This is a genomic window from Mitsuokella sp. UBA4253 (genome assembly GCF_002395285.1).
Taxonomy (GTDB): Bacteria; Bacillota; Negativicutes; order Selenomonadales; family Selenomonadaceae; genus Mitsuokella; species Mitsuokella jalaludinii.
In genome coordinates, this window is the sequence record NZ_DGWR01000012.1 from 1 (window position 1) to 25,384 (window position 25,384).

26 protein-coding genes, 1 tRNA gene and 1 pseudogene are annotated in these 25,384 nt (G+C 57.9%); 7 read left to right on the plus strand and 21 right to left on the minus strand.

The features are described 5' to 3' along the window. Nucleotides 1-281 precede the first annotated feature (281 nt). The gene (locus B2X55_RS05300) at nt 282-1,001 is read left to right on the plus strand and encodes a hypothetical protein (protein WP_286821180.1); all 720 of its coding nucleotides are present in this window, start codon (nt 282-284) and stop codon (nt 999-1,001) included. 54 nt (nt 1,002-1,055) lie between these two features. Here B2X55_RS05300 and B2X55_RS05305 read toward each other — a convergent pair whose 3' ends face one another. Together B2X55_RS05305 and B2X55_RS05310 are read right to left on the minus strand one after the other, a co-directional pair. Continuing rightward, nucleotides 1,056-1,283, minus strand: a complete 228-nt coding sequence (locus B2X55_RS05305) for a hypothetical protein (RefSeq protein WP_055160092.1) — start codon at nt 1,281-1,283, stop codon at nt 1,056-1,058. Nucleotides 1,284-1,294: 11 nt separating this feature from the next. Beyond that, on the minus strand, nt 1,295-2,248 hold the full coding sequence (locus B2X55_RS05310) for a magnesium transporter CorA family protein (RefSeq protein ID WP_036373389.1): 954 nt from the start codon (nt 2,246-2,248) through the stop codon (nt 1,295-1,297). A gap of 319 nt (nt 2,249-2,567) precedes the next feature. On the opposite strand from B2X55_RS05310, the gene B2X55_RS05315 reads away from it, so the two are divergent. Further along, nucleotides 2,568-2,990 (plus strand): PPC domain-containing DNA-binding protein, encoded by a 423-nt coding sequence (locus B2X55_RS05315; protein WP_055160090.1) that lies wholly within the window; start codon nt 2,568-2,570, stop codon nt 2,988-2,990. A gap of 35 nt (nt 2,991-3,025) precedes the next feature. Beyond that, complete coding sequence (locus B2X55_RS05320) at nt 3,026-3,967, plus strand: ketopantoate reductase family protein (protein ID WP_286821183.1); 942 nt, start codon at nt 3,026-3,028, stop codon at nt 3,965-3,967. A 64-nt stretch (nt 3,968-4,031) separates the two neighbouring features. Here B2X55_RS05320 and B2X55_RS05325 read toward each other — a convergent pair whose 3' ends face one another. The 6 genes from B2X55_RS05325 to B2X55_RS05350 form a co-directional block, all read right to left on the minus strand. Next, entirely contained in the window at nt 4,032-5,138 is a 1,107-nt protein-coding gene (locus tag B2X55_RS05325; protein ID WP_349678233.1) for a DUF362 domain-containing protein, read from the minus strand. Between the two features lie 37 nt (nt 5,139-5,175). After that, nucleotides 5,176-5,343 carry a flavodoxin gene (locus B2X55_RS05330; RefSeq protein ID WP_286821339.1) on the minus strand — a complete coding sequence of 56 codons (168 nt, stop codon included), beginning with the start codon at nt 5,341-5,343 and terminating at the stop codon, nt 5,176-5,178. A 61-nt stretch (nt 5,344-5,404) separates the two neighbouring features. Continuing rightward, nucleotides 5,405-5,863 carry a carboxymuconolactone decarboxylase family protein gene (locus B2X55_RS05335; RefSeq protein ID WP_226868319.1) on the minus strand — a complete coding sequence of 153 codons (459 nt, stop codon included), beginning with the start codon at nt 5,861-5,863 and terminating at the stop codon, nt 5,405-5,407. Between the two features lie 31 nt (nt 5,864-5,894). Beyond that, on the minus strand, nt 5,895-6,314 hold the full coding sequence (locus B2X55_RS05340) for a cupin domain-containing protein (RefSeq protein ID WP_286821186.1): 420 nt from the start codon (nt 6,312-6,314) through the stop codon (nt 5,895-5,897). Beyond that, nucleotides 6,311-6,520, minus strand: coding sequence for a hypothetical protein (locus B2X55_RS05345; RefSeq protein ID WP_286821187.1), 210 nt, complete (start codon nt 6,518-6,520; stop codon nt 6,311-6,313). The genes B2X55_RS05340 and B2X55_RS05345 overlap by 4 nt, the downstream gene beginning before the upstream one ends. Before the next feature lie 297 nt (nt 6,521-6,817). Then, nucleotides 6,818-7,942 carry an MBL fold metallo-hydrolase gene (locus tag B2X55_RS05350; protein ID WP_286821188.1) on the minus strand — a complete coding sequence of 375 codons (1,125 nt, stop codon included), beginning with the start codon at nt 7,940-7,942 and terminating at the stop codon, nt 6,818-6,820. A 138-nt stretch (nt 7,943-8,080) separates the two neighbouring features. On the opposite strand from B2X55_RS05350, the gene B2X55_RS05355 reads away from it, so the two are divergent. Next, entirely contained in the window at nt 8,081-8,959 is an 879-nt protein-coding gene (locus tag B2X55_RS05355; RefSeq protein WP_286821189.1) for a hypothetical protein, read from the plus strand. A 17-nt stretch (nt 8,960-8,976) separates the two neighbouring features. Here B2X55_RS05355 and B2X55_RS05360 read toward each other — a convergent pair whose 3' ends face one another. Both B2X55_RS05360 and B2X55_RS05365 read right to left on the minus strand, forming a co-directional pair. Then, nucleotides 8,977-10,131, minus strand: coding sequence for an alpha/beta hydrolase (locus B2X55_RS05360; protein ID WP_286821191.1), 1,155 nt, complete (start codon nt 10,129-10,131; stop codon nt 8,977-8,979). Between the two features lie 124 nt (nt 10,132-10,255). After that, nucleotides 10,256-10,654, minus strand: a pseudogene (locus B2X55_RS05365) (LysR substrate-binding domain-containing protein); the annotation flags it as partial. Nucleotides 10,655-10,745: 91 nt separating this feature from the next. Here B2X55_RS05365 and B2X55_RS05370 point away from each other — a divergent pair. Both B2X55_RS05370 and B2X55_RS05375 read left to right on the plus strand, forming a co-directional pair. Beyond that, complete coding sequence (locus B2X55_RS05370; RefSeq protein WP_286821192.1) at nt 10,746-11,363, plus strand: IS607 family transposase; 618 nt, start codon at nt 10,746-10,748, stop codon at nt 11,361-11,363. Continuing rightward, entirely contained in the window at nt 11,335-12,588 is a 1,254-nt protein-coding gene (locus tag B2X55_RS05375; protein WP_286821193.1) for an RNA-guided endonuclease InsQ/TnpB family protein, read from the plus strand. Before B2X55_RS05370 ends, B2X55_RS05375 begins: the two co-directional genes overlap by 29 nt. 74 nt (nt 12,589-12,662) lie before the next feature. Here the strand turns inward: B2X55_RS05375 and tadA are convergent, their stop codons facing one another. The 5 genes from tadA to uvrC all read right to left on the minus strand — a co-directional run bounded on the left by tadA (nt 12,663) and on the right by uvrC (nt 17,604). Beyond that, nucleotides 12,663-13,193 (minus strand): tRNA adenosine(34) deaminase TadA, encoded by a 531-nt coding sequence (gene tadA, locus B2X55_RS05380; RefSeq protein WP_286821195.1) that lies wholly within the window; start codon nt 13,191-13,193, stop codon nt 12,663-12,665. A 141-nt stretch (nt 13,194-13,334) separates the two neighbouring features. Beyond that, nucleotides 13,335-14,303 (minus strand): malate dehydrogenase, encoded by a 969-nt coding sequence (locus B2X55_RS05385; RefSeq protein WP_226868327.1) that lies wholly within the window; start codon nt 14,301-14,303, stop codon nt 13,335-13,337. Nucleotides 14,304-14,620: 317 nt separating this feature from the next. Continuing rightward, nucleotides 14,621-14,785, minus strand: coding sequence for a rubredoxin (locus tag B2X55_RS05390; RefSeq protein ID WP_036373418.1), 165 nt, complete (start codon nt 14,783-14,785; stop codon nt 14,621-14,623). A gap of 55 nt (nt 14,786-14,840) precedes the next feature. Continuing rightward, nucleotides 14,841-15,743 carry a PHP domain-containing protein gene (locus B2X55_RS05395; RefSeq protein WP_286821197.1) on the minus strand — a complete coding sequence of 301 codons (903 nt, stop codon included), beginning with the start codon at nt 15,741-15,743 and terminating at the stop codon, nt 14,841-14,843. A gap of 7 nt (nt 15,744-15,750) precedes the next feature. Continuing rightward, nucleotides 15,751-17,604 (minus strand): excinuclease ABC subunit UvrC, encoded by a 1,854-nt coding sequence (gene uvrC, locus B2X55_RS05400; protein ID WP_286821340.1) that lies wholly within the window; start codon nt 17,602-17,604, stop codon nt 15,751-15,753. A gap of 185 nt (nt 17,605-17,789) precedes the next feature. Here uvrC and accC point away from each other — a divergent pair, with 185 nt between their 5' ends. Then, nucleotides 17,790-19,157, plus strand: a complete 1,368-nt coding sequence (accC, locus tag B2X55_RS05405; RefSeq protein ID WP_286821198.1) for an acetyl-CoA carboxylase biotin carboxylase subunit — start codon at nt 17,790-17,792, stop codon at nt 19,155-19,157. Nucleotides 19,158-19,216: 59 nt separating this feature from the next. Here the strand turns inward: accC and B2X55_RS05410 are convergent, their stop codons facing one another. The 6 genes from B2X55_RS05410 to radA all read right to left on the minus strand — a co-directional run bounded on the left by B2X55_RS05410 (nt 19,217) and on the right by radA (nt 25,332). After that, nucleotides 19,217-20,422 carry an alanyl-tRNA editing protein gene (locus B2X55_RS05410; RefSeq protein WP_286821200.1) on the minus strand — a complete coding sequence of 402 codons (1,206 nt, stop codon included), beginning with the start codon at nt 20,420-20,422 and terminating at the stop codon, nt 19,217-19,219. 24 nt (nt 20,423-20,446) lie between these two features. Continuing rightward, nucleotides 20,447-21,103: a potassium channel family protein gene (locus B2X55_RS05415; RefSeq protein WP_286821201.1), complete on the minus strand. Its 657-nt coding sequence runs from the start codon at nt 21,101-21,103 to the stop codon at nt 20,447-20,449. A gap of 55 nt (nt 21,104-21,158) precedes the next feature. Then, entirely contained in the window at nt 21,159-22,472 is a 1,314-nt protein-coding gene (locus B2X55_RS05420; protein WP_036373438.1) for a TrkH family potassium uptake protein, read from the minus strand. A gap of 59 nt (nt 22,473-22,531) precedes the next feature. Further along, nucleotides 22,532-22,616 (minus strand) — tRNA-Leu (locus B2X55_RS05425). 61 nt (nt 22,617-22,677) lie between these two features. Then, the gene (locus B2X55_RS05430) at nt 22,678-23,847 is read right to left on the minus strand and encodes a D-alanyl-D-alanine carboxypeptidase family protein (protein ID WP_286821202.1); all 1,170 of its coding nucleotides are present in this window, start codon (nt 23,845-23,847) and stop codon (nt 22,678-22,680) included. 105 nt (nt 23,848-23,952) lie between these two features. Continuing rightward, nucleotides 23,953-25,332 carry a DNA repair protein RadA gene (gene radA / locus B2X55_RS05435; protein WP_286821203.1) on the minus strand — a complete coding sequence of 460 codons (1,380 nt, stop codon included), beginning with the start codon at nt 25,330-25,332 and terminating at the stop codon, nt 23,953-23,955. Between the last annotated feature and the right edge of the window lie 52 nt (nt 25,333-25,384).

Below are 25,384 nucleotides of genomic sequence, written 5' to 3' on the forward strand. Positions count from 1 at the left end.
AGTATTCCAAGTGACTACCGTTGCGGCCATTCCTCTCCTGACTGAAGTGAGAAGATTCCTGGCCGCATTTTAATTGAATCGCTTTCTCATTCGCTTTCAGTATACAATGGCGGAAGGCCCGACCGTACTGTACAAAATGACAGGTCAGCAAAAAAAATCAGGCCAGCATGAAAAACTGTCGCAGAAATATCCGACCGACCTGTCATTCCCGACAGGTCGGTCGGGTCGCCGATTGTCGTATACTAGAGATAGAGAGGATTCTGTGATGCGGAGGTGATGTTATGCTGAAGCGATTCCTGATGATGCTGTTCATCTGTGGATGCCTGCTGTATGCGCCGACAGCAAGGGCTTGTGAGGAAAGTCCGCTGCCTTACTGGATGGATTATCAGGCATTCCTGAGCGAGTACCGCTCTGCTATTGTCGAAGACCGTGATACGATAGGCGGCTGGCAACTGAGTGCCGCGGCCAAGGTAGCCGGTCCCGAGGGGACAGGCTACGCCTTCGTCTGGATGGACGAGGACGATGTGCCGGAACTCCTGATTGGAGATCTGGAGCGCTGGCATGTCTGGCAGGCCTACACCTGGAAGGACGGCAAGATCTACAATCTCTACCCGGAGGGCGACCCCGGCGGCGAGATGTGGATGACCGAAGGCAAGCTGCTCTACCTCGAGATTGCGACGATGAGCTGGAGCTACCACGCCTGGTCCGGCAAGCGCGCACACGCAACGGACCTGTCTTTTGCGGCGGCCTACACGCAGGACCTCGAGACGCACACGATCCGCGTCTACTGCGGCGAGCGCGATGAAGAAGGCGTTCCCATCTGGCACGAGATCCACACGGATATCGAGAACGTCATCGCGATGATGCCGACGACGCGGATGCTCGAGCTCGACTGGCAGCGGCTCGCGGACCTGTCTGTCCTGGCTGACCATGAACACGATTTCAAGACGGGGCCGACCCGCTTCTACCGCGGCGAAAGGGACATCCCTGCCTACGAATGAAAAAAAGACACATGCAGCAATACACGATTGCTGCATGTGTCTTTTCTTCTCCGTTCAGCAGGAGCTCTCTCCCCAGACGGGGTGGCGGGCGGGCTTGAGGCTCCGCACGCGGATGAGGCGCAGGGCCTCGTGCATGTCGATGTCTTCGCGCATGCCGTCTGCTTCGTAGACGCAGACGGGATCCTTGACGCCGAGCTCGCTGCCCGGCATGTAGACGTATTCATGATTCGCGGGATCGCCGTAGATGACGCCGACCCTGAGTTTCGATTCGGCAAGTACCATGGTTCTCCTCCTCAGAACATATCGCGGTGCCAGAGCACGTAGGCACTGACGATACTGATGCTGAAGGCGATGCACATGACGTAGAGGAAGCCGTGCGCATTTTCGGCAAACGGCACAGGCACGTTCATGCCGAAGAAGCTCGAGACGACGGTCGGGATGGCCAAGATGATCGTCATCGCCGCCAAGAATTTCATGACGAGGTTCTGGTTGTTCGAGATGATTGACGAGAACGTATCAGCGAGGCGCGCGAGGATCTTGCTGTACATCTCGACCATCTCTTTCGCCTGCTTGTTCTCGATGATGACATCCTCCAAGAGGTCCTCATCTTCCTCGTACGCCTTGAGGATTGGCGTCAGGCTCGTGTTGTTGCGCATGCGCAGCAGTTTGTCAAGCACGGCGCCGTTCGAGCGGATGGCCGCATTGAAGTACGTCAGGCCCTTCTGCAGCTCGAGGAGGCGCAGGATCTCGCTGTTCTTCATGTCGTGGCGCAGCTGGTCCTCGATCTCCTCCGAGAGCTTCGAGATCTGGCGCAGATAGCGCAGGAAGTACGTCGCCGACTTGTAGAGGATCTGGAACAGGAAGCGCGTCTTCTTGTAGGTGCGGAAGAGGCGCGACGTGCGCTCGTTGAATTCCGTGATGACGGGCGTCTCCTCGAGGCAGACGGTGATGATGTACTCATCCGTCACGATGATGGCGAGCGGCAGGGCATCGTAGCTGTCCTCGCCGCGGAAGACCGGCACATTCGTCAGGACCATGACCGAGTTCTCCTCGACGTCCGTATGGGAGCGCTCCTCATCATCGAGTGCGGAGCGCAGGAAGTCGGGATCAACCTCGGTGAGGTTGCTGACGACCTTGAGCTCGTACGGCGTCGGATCGACGATGTTGATCCAGGCGCCCTTCTCGAGCGTCTTGAGCGTCAATTCCTGCAGTGGGCCGCTCTCCAGGGATTTATAGATCTGCAGCATGGATAGAATCTCCTTTCCACGGGGAGACTCCTGCCCGCTGCGCTTACCGGCAGGCCATGGAGATCACTCCCCCACTTGTATCACATCGTTTGGGATCTATCGCACTAGGGTGATCGTCCATGATCTCACCAGCCTTTCTTCTCTGTCACTTGATTCTCACAAGAAAAATGCAGCTGCCGCACGGGCAGCTTTTCCGAACTTCATTATATTACCAACGCCGCGATCTTGTCCAGCATCCGCATGTAAAAAATGTGTTAAACCGCGCAGAGAAGGATTTCACCCAAAAAAGGCGAATCCATCCAATGAAGGAGTGATCAAAATGGAATACAAGAATATCGACAGCCAGCACATCCTCGTGCGGCTCGACCCGAACGACGAGATCGTCACCTCGCTGATGCAGGTCGCCAAGGAAGAGAAGATCGAGCTCGCCATGGTCCAGGGGCTCGGCGCCGTCAAGAAGGTCGTCATGGGCGTCTACAACGTGCCGGAGCAGCACTACAAGGCCAACACCCTAGAAGGCGCCTTCGAGATGCTCTCGCTGACGGGCACGATCGACACGATGGCGGGCAAGCCCTACAGCCACTTCCACATCGCCGTCGGCGACGAGCAGGGCGCAGCACACGGCGGCCACCTCAACGAGGCCATCATCAGCGCGACGGCCGAGATCGTCATCACGAAGCTCGCGGGCAGCGTCGACCGCCGCAAGAGCGAGGAGACGGGCCTGAATATCTGGAAGTTCTGATTTCCTCCCGAGGTCCGATCAGAAAGGAATCCCTCATGAATACCACAAATCTGAAATTCGCCATCTTCGGCGTCGGCGGCACGGGCGGCGTCATCGGCGGCTATCTCGCAAACGCCGGCAACGATGTGACGTTCCTGGCGCGCGGCGCGCACCTCGCCGCCATGCAGAAGGACGGCCTGACCATCCACACGAATCATCGCGGCGACATCCGCATCAAACCGTGCAAGGCGATGCTCGCAGACGATTACCATGACACACCCGATGTGCTCTTCATCTGTGTCAAGTATTACGGACTCGACGCTGCCATCGCGCTCACGCGCCGCATCGCGGGCCCTGACACGCTCGTCATCCCGATCCTCAATGTCTTCGGCACGGGCGCCGTCATGCAGGAGAAACTGCCTGGCCTCACCGTGCTCGACGGCTGCATCTACGTCTTTGCCAAGCGCAGCGGCCCCGGCATCATCGAGCAGCCGCAGGAAATCCTGCGCGTCTTCTACGGCTTCCGCCCGGGACAGTGTGACCGTCTCGCCCCAAAGGCTGCTGCGCTCGAGAACATCATGCGCGCGGCTGATATCCACGCCCATTTCACCGAAGACATCCAGCGCGATGCCCTGACGAAGTTCTCCTTCGTCTCGCCGATGGGCGCGGCAGGCCTCTACTTCGGCGTGACGAGTGAGGCATTTGGGGAGAAACCGGAAGTCCGCGAGACCTTTATCGGCCTCATCAAAGAAGTCGAAGCCGTCGGCCACGCCATGGGCATCACCTTCGACCGCGACCTCGTCGCGACCGACCTGCGGCTCATGGACGCCTTCGCACCGGGGCTCACGACCTCGATGCAGCGCGACGTCGCCGCGGGCGGCCCGTCGGAATTTAAAGGTCTCGTCTCACGCATCGTCGAACTTGGCGAGAAGTATCATGTACCAACCCCGCTCTACCAGAAAATCAACGACTGGGGCAAAGCCCAGGGGCTTGCCTGAATCTAGATAAAAAAGCCCTGCTCCTTCCATAATATAAGGAACAGGGCTTTTTATTTCGCCAAAATTACGCTTTGAACGGCTTTACATTCTTCACGGCTTCGGCCAGCGTGATGGGCTTATCCCCATGGTCCATATCGAGAATGACATAGCGGTCGCAGCCCATGCCAAGTTCTTTCATATAGCTGAGCTGACGCAGGCCATGGCGGGTTTCCATGCGCTCGACGAGGTCGTGGCGGTATTTTTCCGGCAAAGCATAGACGAGGTCAACAGATGCTTGGTCGGCTGCGAGAATATCCGTCGAAGCGAGAATGCCGATATTCGGCGTGACGACCGGCTGAGCCGCCGTGCCTTCGCAGTCACACGAAACCGACATGTTGCGCAGCACGTTGATGTAGGCAATGTGGTCGCCAAAATGGTCAGCCGTTGCTTTCGCAGATTCAGAGATACGCTCCATGAGTTCTTCCTTGCCGATGCCCCACTGCGTACCCGTATCGCCGGTATGAATCATCTTCTTGCCGATGCGGCCGTCGGCGCAGCCAATGCCGATGTTCTTGTTGGAACCGCCGAAGCCGCCCATCGTATGGCCCTTAAAATGCGTAAGGACGAGCAGCGAGTCGTAATTCAGCATGTGCGAGCCCACAGACATTTCCGTGAACCATTTGCCGCCCTTGACCGGCAGCATAGCCGTGCCCTCTTCATCCATGATATCGACCGGCGCAAAATCCCAGCCGTTGACAGCCAGCGTCTTGCGGTGCTCGGCCGTCGTATAGCGCGCGCCCTGATAATAGGTATTCGTTTCGACAATATTGGCTTTCGGCAGTTTCTCTGCTATAAGCGTCTTGACCCACGGACGCGGGATGATGTTCGGGCCGTGCGGCTCGCCCGTATGCAGCTTGATGCCGACTTTGCCCGTCATATTCTGCGCAATGGCATCGTACGCCTTGAGCAGGCCGGCCGCAGAAAGATCCCGCGTAAAATATACGACAGCCTCACCGCCCTGACGCTGGGAAGGTGCTACATAATGGTCGCCGCCCTCTGCCGCCTTCGGTGCTGCAGGAGCATCTGCCGTCTCTGCCAGTGAAGTCTTATCCTGCCAAAGGCTGCCTGCTGCTGCCGTCGCCATCGCAATTCCGGCCATTTTTACAAAATTACGTCTTGTCATGCCTTTCATGATAGTATCCCCTTCCTAACGTATCAGTAAAATAAAGTTAAGCGGAAACAGACTTGGAAACGCTGACGCAGCCGCCTTTATTATGGTAGTCAAGGTCTGCCTCTGTATACTCAGGATCTGCCTCAAATTTCATGATATCAGCATTCTTGGCCTTTGCTAAGTCCTTAGCGACCTGTTCCGTACGGCCTGTATTCGAATAGTAAATACTGCCTCATAAATTTCTGCCCATCTGCTCGGTCATATCGCCAAATGAGAAATGATGCAGCTTATTCTGCGTAAACTTCTTTGGCGTAACGGAACGCCGCCCACGCCTTGGGCCAGCCGCCGTAAAAGCCGACCTGCGTGATGATTTCAGCCATCTCGGCCTTCGTCACGCCATTTTTCTTGGCCTCGCCGATATGGTATTTGAGCGAGCTATCCGTGATGCCCTGTGCGATAAGTGCTGAAACCGTCACGATGCTGCGGTCATGCAGCGAAAGCACATCATTTTTGCTCCAGACCTCGCCGAAAAGGATATCATCGTTATAACGCGCAAAGTCCGGTGCAAAATCGCCGAGCTGGTCGCGTCCGGCCGTCTGCACGATTTTGACGGCCTTTTTCTGCGTTTCTGTTTTGCCATGATTCTGTTCCATGGCACTTGCCTCTTTCATCGAAAAACCACTGCCCAAAAGCATGATACCTGCCAGCAGGGCAGCCATGACTTTCATCTTGCCACTCTGTTTCATTTTATTTTTCTCCTTATTTTTCTCCCGGATTTCATGGCAGTGCATCATAGGCAGCCGAGTCTACGGGCTCGCACCATTCGTTGCTCGTCTCCTCGCCCGGTACCTCGATGGCCAGATGCTGGAACGCACTGTCTTTGGCTGCGCCATGCCAGTGCTTGACTTCCGGCGGGATGTTGACGACATCGCCGGCCTTGAGTTCTCTTGCCGGTTTTCCCCATTCCTGATACCAGCCGCGGCCGGCCGTGACCAAAAGAATCTGGCCGCCGCCCGATTCGGCATGGTGGATATGCCAATGATTGCGGCAGCCCGGCTCAAACGTTACATTGCCGACATAAACCTGCTGCAGCGAGAGTCCATTTAAATAACTCTTGCCATCAAAATACTGTGCGTAATTGACATTTTCCCCGCCGATGGCAAAGGGACTTTTTTTCTTGATTTCATCGAGTGTCATACAACCACCCGTCCTTTCGAATGCTGTTCGAGTGTAAAAATCATATAATCGAGGCAGGAAAGTTTTTCCTGCTGCTGGTGCAGGTTCTCAACCAGATGGCGCCTGTGCCGTTTCAAGTAGCAGAGGCGCGCCTCATCGTCGGGCAGGGCATCGTACTCTGCCTGGCATTCAGGCGTGCAGCCAGCGTCAAGGAGTTCATCATGCATCGTTTTCGCTCCTTTCCTCTCCTGATGCTTTTATCATAGCAGGACATAATTGTAATGTGAAATTCTTATGTCTTATAATATGTTATACGTTTTTCGTATCAAAATCATTGTAAAAAAATCACCGGCCCGGTAAAATAAAAGCAGATGATACTCGATGAGATTTACGCGTACCAGCCGCAGCACGCTTCTGACCGAGGACGGCATGTACCTTCGGCAGCGCGCGGAGGAAATTCTCGCGCTCGGCCTCATCGATTTCGCGCTGATGATTGAGCCGTTCCCAGTGTCTTTTACAGTTTCTTATGCCATCTGCCACCAGGGCGAGAAGCTCTGCTTCTGGTCAAGCAGCACGAGGGCGCCGATTTCCGGGGTCAGGAGCTGATAAGATTTATCCTGGCTCGCCGCCTGCAGCCTTGCCATCGGCTCCTGCCACGGATGGCGGGCCAGCGCGAATTTGCTGTTATGCGTGGGGATGACAAATTTTGCCCCGACATCTTCACAGGCCTGCGCCGTTTCCTCGGGCAGCATGTGGATGTGATGCCATGCGAGGTTGTACTGGCCGTTTTCAGCGAGCACGCAGTCAAAGCCGCCGAACTTCTTGCCAATGACCTTGAAATGCGCGCCATAGCCGCCATCGCCCGTGTAATAAAGGCTGCGCTTTGGCGTGATGAAGGCCATGCCGCACCAGAGCGTGGGATTCTGCTTGAGGAAACGGCCCGAAAAATGCTGCGACGGCAGGATATGGACGGAGAGCGTAGCCGAAAGCTTGATTTCCGTATCCCAGTCTTCTTCGTGGATGCTGTCTTTCGCAAAGCCCCACTGCTCAAAATAGGCGCCGACGCCGAGCGGGCAGACGACGTGATGAACCCTTGACTTCAGGGCCATGACCGTCGGATAGTCGAGATGGTCCCAATGGTCGTGGCTCATGGCAAGCACATCGATTTCCGGGAAATCCTCGGCCGTATAGACATTCGAGCCTGCAAACGCGCGGTTGATAAACCACAATGGCGAAGCGTAGCTGCTGAACACGGGGTCGATGAGAATGCGGCAGCCGCCGAGCTGCACGAAAAAGCTCGAATGGCCAAGCCAGACCACGGCATCCTGCTCGCGCGGCAGGGCCAGAAGATTCGTCTTCTCTGTCGGCAGGGGATGAGCGGGCACCAGGCCTTTCTTATCACCAAACAGAAATTTCCACGTGGCTACGAAGCGGTTTTCATGCCCGCCCTCGTCTTCCGACATGACGGGCACGGGTACGAGGTTCTCAAAATGGTCCCCATGGTAATGCGGCGAGGCCTGCATGCGTTTTAAGCGGTCACCTGACGGCAGCTCTCCAAACTTTGGCCGATGCACATAAGAATAAACGCCGCCCGCAGCCGCTGCGCCGAGCAGCCCCAGACCGGCTAAAATAAATTCACGTCTTGTCATCGTTTGCTTCCTCTCTCATTCGATAGAATGGTATTGAGAACAATTATACCGCATTTTTCTTCCTGCGCCAACAAAAACGGTAAAAAGTCACGCCGTATGTAGAAAAATTCATTTTACAGATTGAAAGGATGCTGCCACTTGCTTTATCATATCCTGCACAAAAAAATAAATTTCTCTCTGCTGCTGGCCGTCTGTCTGATACTAATAAATGCACCAGCCATCGCTGCGGCTGCAGTTCCTGAGGAACCTGCCTGGCGGCTCGATGCGGCCATCGGCAGTGACGAGCCGATTCATTTCCGCCGCGATGCAGATCTTAAAATCGCGGGCGGCGGGCAGCCGACAAAAGAAGTCCTCGCCCATCTGCCTGCACTTCTCGGCGTCCCGCCCGATATGCCGATCTGGGATATTGACCTGCGGCAGGAATCCCACGGCTTTCTCAATCATGCGGCCGTGAGCTGGCATGGCCCGCAGAATGCGGCGAATCGCGGCCTTGCGGCAAAAGAGGTTGAACAAGACGAAACGGCCCGCCTGCAGGGGGCCCTTGGACACGTTGTCCAAGCCCTGCCGATGGGCCGTTATGATGAAGAACACATCAAGGATTTGTTTGATGAACCGGTTCAAAGCTGGTCGACGGAACGCGAACTGGCGCGCAGAGCCGGCCTCGGCTACAAGCGCTTTGCCGCGACCGATATGGAATGGCCGGGGCCTGCGGTCATCGATGACTTCGTCGATTTTTACCGCAGCCTGCCAAAGAATCACGGCTGGCTCTTCTTCCACTGCCAGGCCGGACAGGGGCGCACGACGACGTTTATGGTACTCTATGAGCTGCTGGAACATCCATCCGTCACCGCAGATGAGGCAATTGCGCATCAGCGCAGCCTAGGCGGCGCCGACCTTTCAAGCGGGCCGCGTTATCATGGCCTGCAGCTTTTCGCCCATTATGTCAAAGAAAACTGTGCGTCAAATTTTCAGCAAACATGGAGCCAGTGGCTGGCTGCCCGACAAAATTCTTACTAACAAATTTTCTCATCTCATCATTTCAGATACTTCTGGAAGAATGACGTGATTTTGTCAAACGGGATTTTTTCCATATTGTCGTAAAGATCCGTATGGTTGGCACCGGGGATAATCATCAGCTCTTTGTTATCGCCTTTGAGCTTCTTGAAGGCATCCTCACCGAAGTAGCGCGAATGCGCTTTTTCCCCGTGGATGACCAGTACGGCACTTTCGATTTCATCAGCATAGGTAAGCAGCGGCATATTCATGAACGAAAGAGCATTCGTCAGATTCCAGCCCTCGTTGGAATTCAGGGAACGCGGATGATAGCCGCGCTTCGTCTTGTAATAAGCGTAGTAATCCTTGACGAACTGCGGGGCATCGGCCGGCAGCGGGTCGACGACACCGCCCGCCCGCTTGTACGTGCCCGTGCGGTAGTCCTCGGTGCGCTGAGCATTGAGTGCCCTGCGGTTTGCCATGCGCTCTTTCTTGATGGTCTCTGCGTCCTTATCGTAATCGAAGTAGCCATTGGCCATGACACGGCTCATATCGTACATGGTCGAAACCACCGTAGCCTTGATGCGCGTATCCATGGCCGCCGCATTGAGAGCCATGCCGCCCCAGCCGCAGATGCCGAGAATGCCGATGCGGTCCGGGTCGACATCTTTTTCATTGGATAGGAAATCGACGGCTGCCGAAAAATCCTCGGTGTTGATATCAGGAGATGCCACATTGCGCACACCATTCACGCCGCCGCTCTCGCCCGTAAACGAAGGATCAAAGGCAATCGTCAGGAAACCGCGTTTCGCCAGTTCCTGTGCATAAAGCCCTGAAGACTGTTCCTTAACCGCGCCGAAAGGTCCGCTGACCGCAACGGCCGCGAATTTGCCTGTAATTTTTTTCGGCTCATAGAGGTCGGCGGCAAGTTCAATGCCGTAACGGTTGTGAAACGTCACTTTGCGATGGTTGACATCCCTGCTTTCCGGAAAAACTTTATCCCATTCTGTTGTCAGTTTCAAATTGCTCTCCCCCTGTACTTTCGTGTCTGCGGCAGCCTGCTGTGCCTGCACGTTCGTCTGTGCCTTATCCGTCTGGGCGGCGGCTTCTGCCGTCATGCCCACTGTGCCTAAAGCCATGGTCACGCCTAACGTGGCCATAACCAACATCCTTTTCATGTATTTTTTCTTTTGCATCAAAAACACCTCTCATCGTGTAAGCAAATCGTCATTTTGTTCCTTGAACTGATTTGATTATACAATGAGAGGTGTTTTATTACCAATACTTGGTATTTATCCCTTTTCATGCTCAGTAAGCATATTATTCGCGAGTGCCGAAAATTTCGTCCAAACGGGCACGCACGACGCCGGCAGCCCGCGAAAATATCTGCCCTTCCTTCCAAATCAAGTAATTATGAGAGTACAAGGCCGGCTGCAGCGGACGAAACGTCAGCTCCGGATGATGCGCTTCGTCGGTGGCAACTATACCGGCAAACGAAAGCATCAGTCCCAGACGCTGTTCGGCCAAAAAAGCTGCGTTATACGCCAGATTGCAAGTCGAACGAATGGAGAGATCGCTGGTATCACAGCCCAGCCAATGATTGAACACATGATTCTGCAGCAGCTGACGCGAGAGAATCAAAGGCTCTTTATAAAGGTCCGCTGGGGTAATGGCCTGTTTCTGTGCCAGCGGGTGATCCCAGCGCAGATAAATTCCCCATTGGTCATCAAAGGGAACCTAACGAACACCAAATCTATAGATGATTATATTAAAATATGTTATAATTATCTGTAGAGAGGGGGAAGTCCACATGTTTGCAAAAGATGTTCTTCGCATCTTGCAGGTTTCTAGGCCGACACTCACGAAGTACGTCAAGACAGGGATTATCCGTGTCCATGTCATGCCGAACGGCCACTACGACTACAACGAGGAAGATGTCTACAAGTTCCTCAACAAAGACGTGAAGCGCAAGACCTACATCTATGCCCGTGTCTCTACGCCAAAGCAGAAGCCTGACCTCAAGAACCAGATCCAGCTGCTCAAGCAGTTCTGCTTTGCAAATGGCTATACCATCAACGGTGTATTCTCAGATATCGCCAGCGGTATCAGCTTCGAGAAGAGGAAGGGATTGTTCGCTCTGTTAGACGATGTCCTTGCGGGGCGTGTCGAGCGTGTGGTCGTGACGTACAAGGACAGATTGTCGCGCGTCGGCTACGACTTATTCTACTATCTGTTTCAGAAGTACAACTGTGAGATTGTCGTCATGAGCGAAGTCGGGTCCGAAAAGCTTGACTCGCAGGAAATCTTTGAAGAAATCGTGAATCTGCTGCATTGCTACTCTATGAAGCTGTATTCCAGTCGCAAAAGACTGCGGAAGATCAAGGAGGCGATAGAGGATGATGAAACGAGTGGAACACCACCGGCTTAAACCATCGTCACCGTTCTATGCCATGTTGCGTGAATTCTGTCATCGTTCCAAGAACCTCTACAATCATGGAAACTTCCTGATCCGTCAGGCGTTCATCAAGGATAGCAAATGGCTGCGCTATGGCGAAGTCGACCGTTTGCTGAAAGGTGACGCAGACTACCCCGACTATCGGGAGATGCCGACTGCGCAGACGGCGCAGCAGACACTCCGCATTTTAGATAAGAACTGGACATCGTTCTTCGCGGCCATCAAGGACTGGAAGGCCCATCCCGAGAAGTACAAGGGACGGCCAAAACTGCCGAAGTACAAGCCGAAGGATGGCTATTTCCCGCTGGTGCTGACAAACCAGAACTGCAAGCTCAAGGACGGAATCATCCGTTTTCCCAGGACCTTCCAAGGGTTCACGGTAAAGGCCGTCTTTGTCAGTCAGCCTGATGCTATATTCAAACAGGCACGCATCATCCCGCATAGCGGAGAGATTTGCATAGAACTCGTCTATGAGATTTCCGAGGTCGAAGAGAAAGCAGACAATGGAACGTATGCCGCTATCGACATCGGCGTCGACAATCTCGCGGCACTAGCCTGGAATACAGGCGAGCGACCTGTCCTGCTCAAGGGGACGCCGCTCAAGTCAGTCAACCAGTACTACAACAAGCAGATGGCCAAGCGTAGAAGCATCTGTGAGCGGATGAATGGACGCCATTCATCGAAGCGAATCGCGCGGCTCACAGTGAAGCGGAACCGCAAGGTCGAGGATTACCTGCACAAAGCGAGTCGCAAGGTCATCGACTTGTGCGCGGGGCAGGACGTGTCGGTACTGGTCATCGGCAAGAATAAGGGCTGGAAACAGGAAGCGAATCTTGGGCGCAAAGTCAACCAGAGCTTTGTGCAGCTGCCTTTCGCCCGCTTCATCCAGATGCTCCAGTACAAGGCCGAGTCAATCGGCATGAAGGTTGCGCTGACGGAGGAGAGCTATACAAGTGGCACCTCCTTCTTGGATGACGAGGCACCGGTCAAAGCCTGCTATGACAAATCACGCCGGGTTCATCGCGGCCTGTTCTTGGCAAACGATGGCCAACGCATCAATGCCGATGTCAATGGTGCCTACCAGATCATGCGAAAAGTATTCCCGAATGTGAACGCAGACGGGATAGAGGGCGTAGCGTTGCGCCCAGCTGTAGTAACTCTTTCGATGAGCGCTCGTCGCAGCTCCGGCTGTGCCTGATGCGAGAAAGAGTGAACAGCGAAATTTATTAAAAATACGAATATCATTATTGGTTATTTATAATAAATATAACGTCAACCGTCATCTTCTTCTGAACATCCATCATCTGCCGCCTCCTTCTGCTTTTTCAGCTTCTTGAGTGCCTTTTGCTGCTCGCGCCGCATCTTGAAGAAGCGCTTCATGATGCCCGCACATTCTTCCTGCAGCACGCCGGCCGTGATTTCCGGACGATGGTTGAGCGTCGGATTGCCCGGGATGTTGAACACCGATTCACAGGCCCCGGCCCTCACATCCGTGCTGCCGTAGACGACGCGGTCGACGCGGCTCATGACGATGGCACCGGCGCACATCGGGCACGGTTCAATCGTCACGTAGAGCGTCAGGCCCGAAAGACGCCAGCGGTCAAGACTTTTGCAGGCCTCGCGTATCGCGATCATCTCGGCGTGCGCCGTCGCATCGTGCCAGACCTCGCGCATGTTGTGGCCGCGCGCGACGACCTCGCCCTCACTGTCGACGAGTACCGCGCCGATCGGCACCTCCTCAAGGTCATACGCCTTCTGCGCCTCCTCGAGCGCCAGTCTCATGTAGTAGGCATCATCGTGCATCAGACATCCCCCTGTTCTTCTCACCATTTTATTCTCAATACGAACATCATAGCGCAGCCCGCCCTCCACCGTCAACTGGACACAAAAAAGCTCCTGCCGAAGCAGGAGCTTTCTTTATGCGATTGCAATTGCAGGAGGCAATTATTTGAGGGCATCGCCGAGTTTTGCGTTCGTGTTGCGAGCAGCCTGAACGCTCTCTTCGAATTTAGCCTTCTCCTCGCCATCGAGCTTGATCTCGACGATCTTCTCGAGGCCGTTCTTGCCGAGGATGCACGGTACGCCGATGCAGAGGTCCTTCTCGCCATACTCGCCTTCGAGGTAGACGCAGCACGGGATAAGCTTCTTGGCATCGAGGGCGATGGCTTCAACCATCGTAGCAGCTGCAGCGCCCGGTGCAATCCAAGCGGACGTGCCGAGAAGCTTCGTCAGCGTAGCGCCGCCGACCTTCGTCTGAGCGACAACGTCGTCGAGTGCTTCCTTGCTCAGGAGCTGCGTTACAGGGATGCCGCGCAGCGTTGCATAGCTGACGAGCGGAACCATCGTCTTGTCACTGTGGCCGCCGATGACCATGCCATCAACGTCAGCCGGCGTAGCCGGATAGCCAGCCTTCGTCAGAGCCTGTGCGAGGAAATAACGGAAACGGCTGCTGTCGAGCATGCCGCCCTGGCCGAGGATGCGGTTGCGCGGAAGCTTCGTGTCCTTGAGCGTCAGGAACGTCATAGCATCCATCGGGTTGGAGATGATGATGAAGTAAGCATTCGGGGAATACTTGAGGGCCTGGTCAACAACGCTCTTGACGATCTTAGCGTTGACGCCGATGAGATCCTCACGGCTCATGCCCGGTTTGCGCGGCATACCAGACGTGACAACGACAACATCAGAACCAGCCGTCGGAGCATAACCTTCCGGATCGTTCGGCAGAGCCGTAACGCCCGTTACCGTCGTGTCAAAGTTCAGCATGTGAGCCGTCTGCATGATATCCATGGCCTTGCCCTGCGGAACGCCTTCCTTGATATCAACGAGAACAACCTCGCTGCAGAACTTCTTCGTAGCAAGAACGTTTGCGACCGTTGCACCAACATTACCTGCACCAACAACTGTTACCTTCATAATAAATTGCCTCCTTATAGTTTGAAAGCGACATTCTGAGCAACCTGTCAGAAACCGCCTTCGGAATGCCAACAAAGTATGCATCAGACTTATGATTCATTACGTGTAAATTATAGCAAAGTAACATCAAAAAATCAATGCATTCTGTGTACATTTTATTGCGGCATTAGCATAATTTATTCATGACGTGTGATTCCAATCGGTCATGAATGGCTGAAAGACGCGCCGCATAAGGGAATGATGCAAAAAAGGGGAGAGAAACCACCCGGTCTCCCTCCCCTTGCGCATGCCTGCTTCACGACACGGCAGCACGGCCATCAGGACTGCTGTTCTTCGAACATGTCCTTGCCGACGCCGCAGAGCGGGCAGACGAAATCATCCGGCAGATCCGCAAACGGAACGCCCGGTGCGAGATCGTAATCCGGATCGCCCTTTGCCTCGTCGTAAATCCAGCCACAGACCGTGCAAACCCAAACTTTCATCAGAAAAGCCTCCTTTTGACTTTTGATTCCATACACTAAATACTTCTACAAGCCTTTAATTCGCGATGCTCCCGCCATTCTCCTGCTTGCCATCGCGAAATTTTTTGCAGGAAAGAATGATTTTCGTGTAGACCTCGTAGGGAATGGCCATATTGCCCGCGATGCCGTGGCCCATCTCGATCTGCGGGCGGTTGCTGCCATGGAAGTCTGTGCCGCCTGTCGTGAGCAGATGGTACTTCTCAATCATATGCGCGGCAAAGTCGGCGTCCTCCTGCGTGTAGTTCGGGTACCAGCGCTCCATGCCATCGAGGCCCATCGCGTGCAGGCGCGCGATTGCCGCTTCCTGCTCGGCGCGCGAGAGGCCCTTGAGGCCGATCTTCTTGTGGAAGTGTGCGAGAGATGTCACGCCGCCTGCCTCATGGATGACGGGCAGTGCCTCCTCCACCGGCATATTCTGGTCGAGGCCGAGCTCTCTGACCGCCGGATCGAGGTAGTGATCCCAGAGCGGCTGCGCCCTGTCGTAGAGGTGCAGCGAGACGAGGTAGCGCATGATGGCGTAGCGGTCGAGCACCTCGCCATAGGCGAACGGGCGGACTTTCGCCAAGGAGATGTCGATGCCCTTGGCGCGCACGTAGTCGATGATCTCAGGGATTTTCCCCTCCTTGACGCGGCGGATCTCAGCGTAGAGCTGGCGGAAGCTCGGATGGTCCGCATCGAAGCCCAGGCAGACAATGTGGAGCTTGCGATCCATGAAGTCGGCCGTGAGCTCCATGCCGTTCAGGAAATCCAGCCCCTGCTCCCTGGCGGCGGCAGCGGCCTCCTCATTGCCCGCGATGTTGTCGTGGTCTGTCAGCGCAAAGGCTGAGAGGCCAACTTCTTTCGCGTGATGCGCGAGCTCGCGCGGTGAATAACTGCCGTCCGAGACAAGAGAGTGGACGTGCAGATCGATGATGTTCATAATTTCTTTATTCCTTTCCATTGGCGCCATCTGCATGATAGCGCGTCATGTCACGCTGTGCCTGAAAAAAATGATAGACTGCCTCGGCCGCGGGGCGGTTCATGCCCGGCGCCTGCTGCAGTTCCTCAACGCTCGCCTCGCGGATGCGCGCAATCGTGCCGAAGTGGCTGCGCAGCGCCTGGCGCCTTTTGGGGCCGATGCCGACAATGTGGTCGAGGATGGAGACGAGATTGCGCTTGCCGCGCAATTTGCGGTGGTATGTGATGGCGAAACGGTGCGCCTCGTCGCGGATGCGCTCGATGAGGTAGAGCGCCTGACTGTGGCGCGGCAGCACGACAGGCTCGCTCTCGCCCTCCGTGAAGACGAGCTCGAACTGCTTGGCGAGTCCGACGACCGGTACGTCCTTGTGGCCGCCCGCCCCGCGGATGATCTCGAGTGCCGAAGAAAGCTGTCCCTTGCCGCCGTCGATGACGATGAGGTCCGGCAGTTCTTCTTCGGGCAGTCCGACATAGCGGCGCGTCGTGACCTCCCGCATCGAGAGGAAGTCATCCGGCTTGCCCTCCGTGCTCTGGATCTTGAAGCGGCGATAGTCCGACTTCTTGGGCAGGCCGCCCTCGAAGACGACCATCGAGGCGACAGTCTCCGACCCCTGGATGTGCGAGATATCGAAGCACTCCATGCGGTAGGGCATCTTCTTGAGCCCGAGATAGCGGCCGAGCTCGCGCACGGCACCCATCGTCTTCTCGTCGGCCTGCTTGATGCGCGCGGCTTCGTCCGAGAGGTACTTCTCGGCATTGCTCTCGGCCATCGCGACGATGTCGCGCTTCGTGCCGCGCTGCGGCACGAGGAGCTGCACCTTATTGCCGTGCTTCTTCTCGGTCAGCCAGCTCTCGAGGAGCGCCCGCTCCTCCTCTGCGATGGCCAGCGGCAACAGGACCTCGCGCGGCACGAAGGCCGCCCGATGGTAGTACTGCGAGAGGAACGCCGCGAGGATGTCGGCGTCGCTCTCCTCCTCGCTGCCCTGCAAGAGGAAGTGCTCGCGCCCGATCATCTTGCCCGCGCGGATGAAGAATACCTGGACGCAGACGCCGATCTCCGAGCGCGCGATGCCGATCGCGTCCTGGTCGCCAGCGCCCGTGACGATATTCTGCTTCTCGGCGATCTTCTGCACGGCGCGAAGCTGGTCCCGCAGACGCGCCGCCGTCTCGAAGTGGAAGGCCGCGGCCGCCTGCTCCATGCGGAATTTCAATTCGCGCTCCACGTCCTCCGTGCGCCCCTCGAGGAAGAGCAGGACGGCGCGGATCATCGCCGCGTAATCCTCCTGCGTCACCTTGCCGGCGCACGGCGCGAGACAGCGCTTGATGTGATACTCGAGGCACGGGCGGTCCTGCAGGTGGCGGCAGGTGCGCAGCGGGAAGAGGCGGCGCAGGAGCTTCAAGCTCTGGTGCACGGCCGTGACGTCCGTATAGGGGCCGAAGTAGCGCGAGCCGTCCTTCGTCACGCGGTGCGTCAGGAAGACGCGCGGGTACTCCTCCTGCACCGTGACCTTGACGTACGGGTAGCTCTTGTCGTCCTTGAGGCTGATGTTGTAGTGCGGGCGATGCTTCTTGATGAGGTTGCACTCGAGGATCAGCGCCTCGACTTCTGAGTGCGTCATGATGATCTCAAAATCCGCGATATGCGAGACCATTGCCTTGACCTTCGGCGAGTGGTTCTTGTTGTGCTGGAAGTACTGGCGCACGCGGTTCTTGAGGACGACCGCCTTGCCGACGTAGATGATGCGGCCCGACGCGTCCTTCATGATGTAGACGCCGGGGCTGTCCGGCAGCAGCTTGAGTTTCTCTGCGACAATGTCCGTCAATCGCTCACGACCTTTCTTAAACTGCATGGTTGAAATTCATTCCATTATACCGCAAATCCCACGGGGATTCCATGAGGGAATATTGCATTTCCGCGGTGCATGTGATAAAATCAAGGCAGATTTGGAATTAGCAGCTGGTTATAATATCTGCTATCGTAATACTGTGATTCAGGAGGGATTTTCCCATGTTCAAACGCGTTCTGATCGCCAACCGCGGCGAGATTGCCGTGCGCATCATCCGCGCCTGCGAGGAGCTCGACATCGAGACGGTCGCCATCTTCTCGGAAGCAGACGAGAATGCACTTCACGTACAGCTGGCCGACCACGCCGTCTGCGTCGGCGGCGCCGATGCCACGGACAGCTACTTAAACAAGGACTCGATCCTGCGCGCAGCGCTCGAGACGGGCGCTGACGCCATCCACCCGGGCTACGGCTTCCTCTCGGAGGATGCAGACTTCGCCCAGCAGGTCACCGAGCACGGCATCACCTGGATCGGACCGATGCCGGAGACGATCCGCCTCGTCGGCGACAAGGATGTCGCCCGCGCCTCCATGCAGCCGTCCGGCATCCCGATGGCCAAGGGCAGCGATCCGCTCAAGAACAACAAAGAGGCTGTCAAGGCGGCCAAGGAAGTCGGCTACCCCGTCATCCTCAAGCCGGTCTCGGGCGGCGGCGGCAAGGGCATGTATGTCGCACACGATGAGGACGAGCTCAAGGACATCCTCGACACACTCGTCGACCTCAAGAAGATCAACTACTACTTCGAGCACTACATCGAGCGTTCGCGCCACATCGAAGTCCAGATTGTCGCCGACAACTACGGCGAGGTCATCCACCTCGGCGAGCGCGAGTGCTCCATCCAGCGCCGCAACCAGAAGCTCCTCGAGGAGTCGCCGTCGATCGCGCTGACGCACGAGATGCGCAAGCAGGTCGGCACGCTGGCCGTCAAGGCCGCCAAGAGCGTCCACTACTCCAACGTCGGCACGGTCGAGTTCCTCCTGGACCTCAAGGATAACCAGTTCTACTTCATGGAGATCAACCCGCGCATCCAGGTCGAGCACGGCGTCACGGAAGAAGTCACGGGCATCGACATCGTGCGCACGCAGATTCGCATCGCTGCCGGCGAGCCGCTCGACATCACGCAGGCCGACGTCCACTTCCAGGGCCATGCCATCGAGTGCCGCATCAACGCCGAGGACCCGGACAACAACTTCATGCCGTCGCCAGGCCAGATCACGTTCCTGCACGAGCCGAGCGGCCCGCGCGTCCGCTTCGATTCGGGCGTGACGGCCGGCCTCTCGATCGAGCCGTACTACGACTCGATGATCGCGAAGCTCATCGTCCACGGCCGCACGCGCGGCGACGCCATCAAGATCATGCAGCGCGCGCTCAAGGAGTTCCGCATCGACGGTGTCAAGACGACAATCTCCCTGCACCAGAAGATCCTCAGCGACAGCTACTTCCGCACAGGCAATATCGATACGCAGTTCATCAAGAAGCGCATCGCCACCTACGAAGCACAGAAGGGCAACGGCAAGAACTACTTTGCCTGAGCCATGCCCCATAAAAAAAGGAGCCCCAAAGGGGGCTCTTTTTTTTATGGGCTCATGGCTCAAAGAGCGGACAGGAGCTTCTCCGCCTTCTCGCGCCAGTCTGCGGGGCAGATGGCGCTGCCCTGGCACGACTCGGGGCGTCCGCCGCCGCGGCCGCCGAAGGCTTCGTTGACGGTGCGGATGACCTGCTGACAGCTCAGCTCAGCGCCGTCCGTCGCAAGGAACATGTAGTTGAGGCGCTCGCCGTTCTGATAGAAGATGGCGGAGAAGGCTTCAGGGATCTCGCCGAGGCGCTTGGCGAGTGCCTTGGCCTCCTTCGGCGTCATGTCGGACTCGAGGAAGACGAATTTCGCATGGCCCGCCTCTGTCGTGGCCGGATGCGCCTTCATCTCCTCGATGCGGTACTCCAGGAGCTTGCCCGTGCACTCCGTCAGGCGCTCGCCGAGCTCCTTCTTCTCCTGCTGCAGGCGTGCGACGCCTTCTGGCAGCTCCGTCTCCTTGATGGACAGGAGGTTTGAGGCGTCGAGAGCTGCGAGCATGTACTGCTCGACGCGCTCGAGCGCCTCCCTGCCGCAGAGGAAGCTGATGCGCGAGCCTTCCTTGTGCTTCTCGACCTTGAATATCTTGACGAGTCCGACCATGCCGCTCGACGTCGGATGCGTGCCGCAGCAGGTGCAGGAGTCACTGCCCTCCACCGTGACGATGCGCAGGATCCCCGTGAGCTTATCGTTGAACTTGCGCAGGTTCATCTTCGCGGCCTCTTCGGCAGGTACGAGCTTCGTCGTAATGGGACGGTCCTCCTGGATCTCGCGGTTCGTGAAGCGCTCCGCCTGCAGGGCCTGCTGCCAGTCGACTTCCCTGTCGAGATCGATGCCGACCATGTCCGCGCTCATGTGGAAGCCCACATTGTGGGCGCCGAAGAGCTTGTAGAAGGCGTACGAGAGCATGTGCTCGCCGCAGTGCTGCTGCATGTGGTCGAAGCGGACAGGCCAGTCGAGCTTTGCCACTACCTTCGTGCCCGGCTCCAAGGGCTCCTTCGTCTCGTGGAAGATCTCGCCCGCCTTCTCGTGGACGTGCTTGACAGGAAGCGCCTTCTCCCCTGCCGTCAGTGTGCCCGTGTCGCTGAGCTGGCCGCCGCCCTCCGGGAAGAAGACCGTCTGGTCGAGCACGACAGCATAGCCTCCATGATACGGCTCGGTGCGCACGACTACAGCCTCACATTCTCTCTGCATGACATTCTCGTCGAATAAACGCTTTGTCTCCACGTTAACCCTTCCTTTCTCAAAAGCTTATCTCTCACCATCGTCTATCAATTTCTTTACGGCCTCCTGTGCGCCGAGCAAGAGGATGGAGTCCTCTGCCTGCAGCAGCGTCTTCGGCGTGATCTCCACGTCGAGACTGCCCTCGTGCTTGATGCCGAGGACATTGACGTGGTGGATGCGGCGGATGTCGAGATCGCCGACGGTGTGGCCCGCCCAGATCTCCGGCATCGCGATCTCGTAGATGGCGTAATTCTTGCTGAGCTCGAAGTAGTCGAGCAGGTGGTCCGAGCCGCAGCGGATGGCCGTCCAGAGGGCCAGCTGCTTCTCGGGGTAGACGACCTCGTCGGCACCGTTGCGCAGCAGGAATTTCTCGTGGATGCTGCTCGAGGCACGCGCGACGATGTATTTCGCGCCGAGCTCGCGCAGGCGCAGCGTCGTCTCCAAGGAGCTCTGGAAGTCGTCGCCGATGGCGACGATGCAGGCGTCGAAGTTGCGCACGCCGAGCGACTCGAGGAAGTGCCCGTCCGTGCTGTCCGCGATCAGCGCGCTGTTCGTGTAGGGCAGCACCTCATTGACGAGCTCCTCATTCTTGTCCACCGCCATGATCTCGTGGTGCATCGCGTGGAGCTTGCGCGCGACATGGCGGCCATAGCGGCCGAGGCCGATCAGTAATATGGATTTCATGGTTTCATCTACCTCACGTAACGCATGGAAGAAATAGCATCAGGGCACAGCCCGGTCAGCCGACGGTCAATCTCCCCTCTGGCAGGCGGCACGGCACGGCCTTCTTGCGCTTGTGCAGCGCGTATATCATCGTCAGGGCCCCGACGCGGCCGAAGTACATCAAGAACATCAGCATGATTTGCGACAGAGGCGACAATTTCTCCGTCAGGCCGATGGACAGTCCGACTGTCCCGAGCGCCGACGAGACTTCGACCATCGCATCGATCATCGGAGCACGGTCGAGGTAGCCGATGGCGATGCTCGCGCCGAAGAACAAGAAGAGGTACATGACGAAGATGGCCAGCGCATGGCGCACCGTCTCCGTCGGGATGCGGCGCGACTGGCACTCCACATCGCCGCGCATGCGCAGGACGGATACCATCGTCATGAACAGGGCAAAGGCCGTCGTCGTCTTGATGCCGCCGGCCGTCGAACCCGGCGCGCCGCCCGTCAGCATCAGGATGATCATGATGCAGCGGCTCCCCTCGCTCAAGGTTTCGATGTCCATCGTATTGAATCCTGCCGTGCGTGTCGTGACCGACTGGAAGAGCGCCTGCCAGCCGCTTATGGGCTCCTGCGTGAAAAAGAGGAGCGCCGGCACGGCGACGAGCAGGGCCGTCATCAGGAGGATGATGCGCGTCTGGAACGTCCACTTGCGCCAGTGCAGACGATTGACCGAGAAGTCGGCCCATGTCAGGAAGCCCAGGCCGCCGGCCACGATGAGCCCCATGATGGTCAGATTGACGAGCGGATCGCCCGCATAGGCCATCAGCGAGCCGCCGCCGCGCGAGCTCATGAGGTCGAAGCCGGCGTTGCAGAACGCCGAGACGGAGTGGAAGATCGCCATCCAGATGCCCTGCAGCCAGCCGTAATCGCGCGCGAAGTGCGGCCAAAGCAGACAGGCGCCCAAGAGCTCCGTGCCGGCCGTGAACTTCAGGACGAAGCGCAGCATGCGCACGATGCCGCCGATCTGCTGCGCCGAGATGGCGTCCTGCATCGTGCTGCGCTGCATGAGACTGACGTGCTGGCCCATGCCGACCGTGATGGCGACAGCCATCGTCACAACGCCGAGGCCCCCGACCTGGATGAGGAGCAGGATGACGAGCTGGCCGAACGACGACCAGTAGGCCGCCGTGTCGACGACCGTCAGCCCCGTCACGCACGAGGCCGAGACGGCTGTGAAGCAGGCAGTCAGCAGCGCCGCCCCCTGCCCGTCCTGCGTCGCCCAGGGCGTCATCAAGAGAAGCGTCCCCGTGCCGATCAGGAAGGCGAAGCTCAGCACGATGATCTGGAACGATGAGAGCCGCTGCAGCAAGGAAAAGATATTCATGGAACTCCTCCAACATATAAAAACAGGCAGCATCAAAGATGCTGCCTGTCGTCTTTGGCTGGTGCGGATGAAGGGGCTCGAACCCATACGCCTTGCGGCACTGGATCCTAAATCCAGCGCGTCTGCCAGTTCCGCCACATCCGCTCAAATCAACGAGGACTATTATACCATATCCTCAAATTCGCTGTCAATTTCTAAGAATCGCTCAGAGCCAGGAGAGCGGTCTCTCAAAGAGGCCGACAAGCCACGAGCCGAGGCTGAAGCCCTCGGGCACGTCATCGGCCACCATGTCGACGCGGCCGATCTCCTCGCCGTCGTACGTGAGGATGGCGCCGCCGACGACCTGGCCGGATGCGACGGGCGCGCTGATGACCGCCGGCACATCATATGTCACCTTGACATGGCTCGCCTCCTCGCCCGGCAAGAGCGGGTACTCGATGTCGGTCGCCGGGCGCACGACGGTGCGCGCTGCCGTGCCGTCCTTGACCCAGATGTGGCGCGAGGCCTCCTTGATCGTCGGACCCTTGACGAGCGTCACACTCGCGAAGCCGTAGTCGAGGATCTTCCGCATATCGGAGAAGCGCGTCGTTTCATCTGGCGCCTTCATCAAGACGGCGATGAGGTGCACGCCCTGGCGCTCGGCCGAAGCCGCAAGGCAGCCGCCCGCGGCACGCGTCCAGCCCGTCTTGACGCCCGTGATACCTTCGTAGCGGTCAAGCAGCTCATTCGTGTTCTCGGCCATGAGCGTCTTTCCGGACGGTGCGATCCAGGTGACGCGGCGCTCCTTCTGGCGCACGAAGTCGCGGAAGACGGGATTCTTCATCGCGTACTGCGCGAGGCGCGCCATGTCGTGCGGCGTCGAGTAGTGGTTGGGGTCTGTAAGGCCATTCGGATTGGCGAAGTGCGTGTTTTGCATGCCGATCTCCTGCGCCTTCTCGTTCATGCGCTCGGCAAAGACGGCCGCGCTGCCGTCGATGTGCTCGGCAATGGCGACAGCCGCCCCGTTGTCGGACACCATCATCATGCCGCGCATGAGCTCTTCCGCCGTCAGGACGTCGCCGCGCGCGATGTGCAGCGGCAGATCCTCCGTGCTGGCCGCCGCCTGCGAGATCGTGACCTTCGCGTCGGGCGGCATGAGCTGGATGCCCAAAAGGCATGTCATCATCTTCGTCATGCTGGCCGGATAATGGCGCTCCTCGCCGTTCTTCGACCAGAGCACGCGGCCCGTGTCGGCATCAATGAGGATGGCGGCCTCCGCCTGTATGTCAGGCTCCGCTGCAGCAGCCTCGCCCATCCGTGCCACAGACGGCAGCACGACGGCGAGCGCGAGCAGGAAGACGAGGCCTATCTTATGAATATGCGGCAGGATTCTCAAAGAATCACCCTTCCCTTCCATGATTGATTCCCGATTACTGCGGGGATTACCGTCTCATTATAGCACGGATACGGGACAGATGGAACGGACAGCAGTGGTTCGGCCTCACGATTCGCGCGGCATGGCCAGGCGCAGGGCGTCGCCTATCGTCTCGGCGCCGTAGAGCGCGATGCCCTCGACGCTGCCCTTGAGCTGACGGTAGTTCTTCATCGGCAGCACAACGTGCGTGAAGCCGAGGCGGCGTGCCTCGTTGATGCGCAGGTCGGCCTGGCTCACGGCGCGGACCTCGCCCGACAGTCCGACTTCGCCGAAGACGATCGTCTTCGGACGCAGCAGGCGGTTCGCAAAGCTCGAGGCCATGGCGACACAGATGCCGAGGTCGGCCGCCGGCTCGTCGATGCGGATGCCGCCGGCCACCTTGACGTAGACGTCGCAGGCACCGACCGACAGGTGGACGCGCTTCTCGAGCACGGCCAAGAGGAGCTGGATGCGCTTGATGTCGACGGAGTCGGCCGTGCGGCGCGGCGGCACGTAGGGCGTCGGGGCGACGAGCGCCTGCAGCTCGACGAGCAGCGGCCGCGTGCCCTCGACGGTCGGGATGATGACCGTGCCTGTGTCCTGCTCGCGGTCCGACAGGAAGAGCTTCGAGGCATCGGGCACGTCGACGAGCCCGACGTCGCGCATCTCAAAGAGGCCGAGCTCATTCGTGCTGCCGAAGCGGTTCTTGACGGCGCGCAGCACGCGGTACTCGGCATTGCGCTCGCCCTCGAAGTAGAGCACCGTGTCGACGATGTGCTCGAGGACGCGCGGACCGGCCAGCGTGCCGTCCTTTGTCACATGGCCGATGACGAAGGCGGCAATGCCGTTCGTCTTGGCGATGCGCAGGAGGTCGACGGCGCACTCGCGCACCTGCGAGACGCTGCCCGGCGCGCTCTGCACGTCGGGCTTGAGGATGGTCTGGATGGAGTCGATGACGAGGAGTTCCGGCTTGAGATTCTCCACATGCGTCTCGATCGTCTCAAGGTTCGTCTCGCTGACGACGAAGAGCGTGTCGGCAAGCGCCTGCAGGCGGTCGGCGCGCATGCGGACCTGGCGCGTGCTCTCCTCGCCCGTCACATAGAGGACTTTCTTGCCCTGGCGCGCGACGTCGGCGCAGACGCGCAGTGTCAGGCTCGACTTGCCGACGCCCGGATCGCCGACAATCAGGACCATCGAGCCCGGGATGATGCCGCCGCCGAGCACGCGGTCGAGCTCACCGGAGCCTGTCAAAAAGCGCGGCATGTCCTCGATCTTGACCTCCGCGATCGGCTGCGGCTTCTGGGCATCTGAAAGGCCGAGGCGCAGGCCGCCCTTCGCGCTCTCCGGTGCGATTGTCTCCTCGACGAGCGTATTCCAGGCACCACAGCCCGGACAGCGCCCCATCCACTTGGGTGTATCGTAGCCGCACTCCTGGCAGACGTAGACGGTTTTCTTCTTCTTTGGCACGACGCCACCTCCTATGATCGATCAGCCATATCTCATTTCCCTATGTTACATT

Coding starts and splice junctions, on each gene's coding strand:
- B2X55_RS05300 (WP_286821180.1), top strand. CDS start 282: ATGCTGAAGCGATTCCTGATGATGCTGTTCATCTGTGGATGCCTGCTG.
- B2X55_RS05305 (WP_055160092.1), bottom strand. CDS start 1,283: ATGGTACTTGCCGAATCGAAACTCAGGGTCGGCGTCATCTACGGCGAT.
- B2X55_RS05310 (WP_036373389.1), bottom strand. CDS start 2,248: ATGCTGCAGATCTATAAATCCCTGGAGAGCGGCCCACTGCAGGAATTG.
- B2X55_RS05315 (WP_055160090.1), top strand. CDS start 2,568: ATGGAATACAAGAATATCGACAGCCAGCACATCCTCGTGCGGCTCGAC.
- B2X55_RS05320 (WP_286821183.1), top strand. CDS start 3,026: ATGAATACCACAAATCTGAAATTCGCCATCTTCGGCGTCGGCGGCACG.
- B2X55_RS05325 (WP_349678233.1), bottom strand. CDS start 5,138: ATGAAAGGCATGACAAGACGTAATTTTGTAAAAATGGCCGGAATTGCG.
- B2X55_RS05335 (WP_226868319.1), bottom strand. CDS start 5,863: ATGAAACAGAGTGGCAAGATGAAAGTCATGGCTGCCCTGCTGGCAGGT.
- B2X55_RS05340 (WP_286821186.1), bottom strand. CDS start 6,314: ATGACACTCGATGAAATCAAGAAAAAAAGTCCCTTTGCCATCGGCGGG.
- B2X55_RS05345 (WP_286821187.1), bottom strand. CDS start 6,520: ATGCATGATGAACTCCTTGACGCTGGCTGCACGCCTGAATGCCAGGCA.
- B2X55_RS05350 (WP_286821188.1), bottom strand. CDS start 7,942: ATGACAAGACGTGAATTTATTTTAGCCGGTCTGGGGCTGCTCGGCGCA.
- B2X55_RS05360 (WP_286821191.1), bottom strand. CDS start 10,131: ATGCAAAAGAAAAAATACATGAAAAGGATGTTGGTTATGGCCACGTTA.
- B2X55_RS05370 (WP_286821192.1), top strand. CDS start 10,746: ATGTTTGCAAAAGATGTTCTTCGCATCTTGCAGGTTTCTAGGCCGACA.
- B2X55_RS05375 (WP_286821193.1), top strand. CDS start 11,335: ATGAAACGAGTGGAACACCACCGGCTTAAACCATCGTCACCGTTCTAT.
- tadA (WP_286821195.1), bottom strand. CDS start 13,193: ATGCACGATGATGCCTACTACATGAGACTGGCGCTCGAGGAGGCGCAG.
- B2X55_RS05385 (WP_226868327.1), bottom strand. CDS start 14,303: ATGAAGGTAACAGTTGTTGGTGCAGGTAATGTTGGTGCAACGGTCGCA.
- B2X55_RS05390 (WP_036373418.1), bottom strand. CDS start 14,785: ATGAAAGTTTGGGTTTGCACGGTCTGTGGCTGGATTTACGACGAGGCA.
- B2X55_RS05395 (WP_286821197.1), bottom strand. CDS start 15,743: ATGAACATCATCGATCTGCACGTCCACTCTCTTGTCTCGGACGGCAGT.
- accC (WP_286821198.1), top strand. CDS start 17,790: ATGTTCAAACGCGTTCTGATCGCCAACCGCGGCGAGATTGCCGTGCGC.
- B2X55_RS05415 (WP_286821201.1), bottom strand. CDS start 21,103: ATGAAATCCATATTACTGATCGGCCTCGGCCGCTATGGCCGCCATGTC.
- B2X55_RS05420 (WP_036373438.1), bottom strand. CDS start 22,472: ATGAATATCTTTTCCTTGCTGCAGCGGCTCTCATCGTTCCAGATCATC.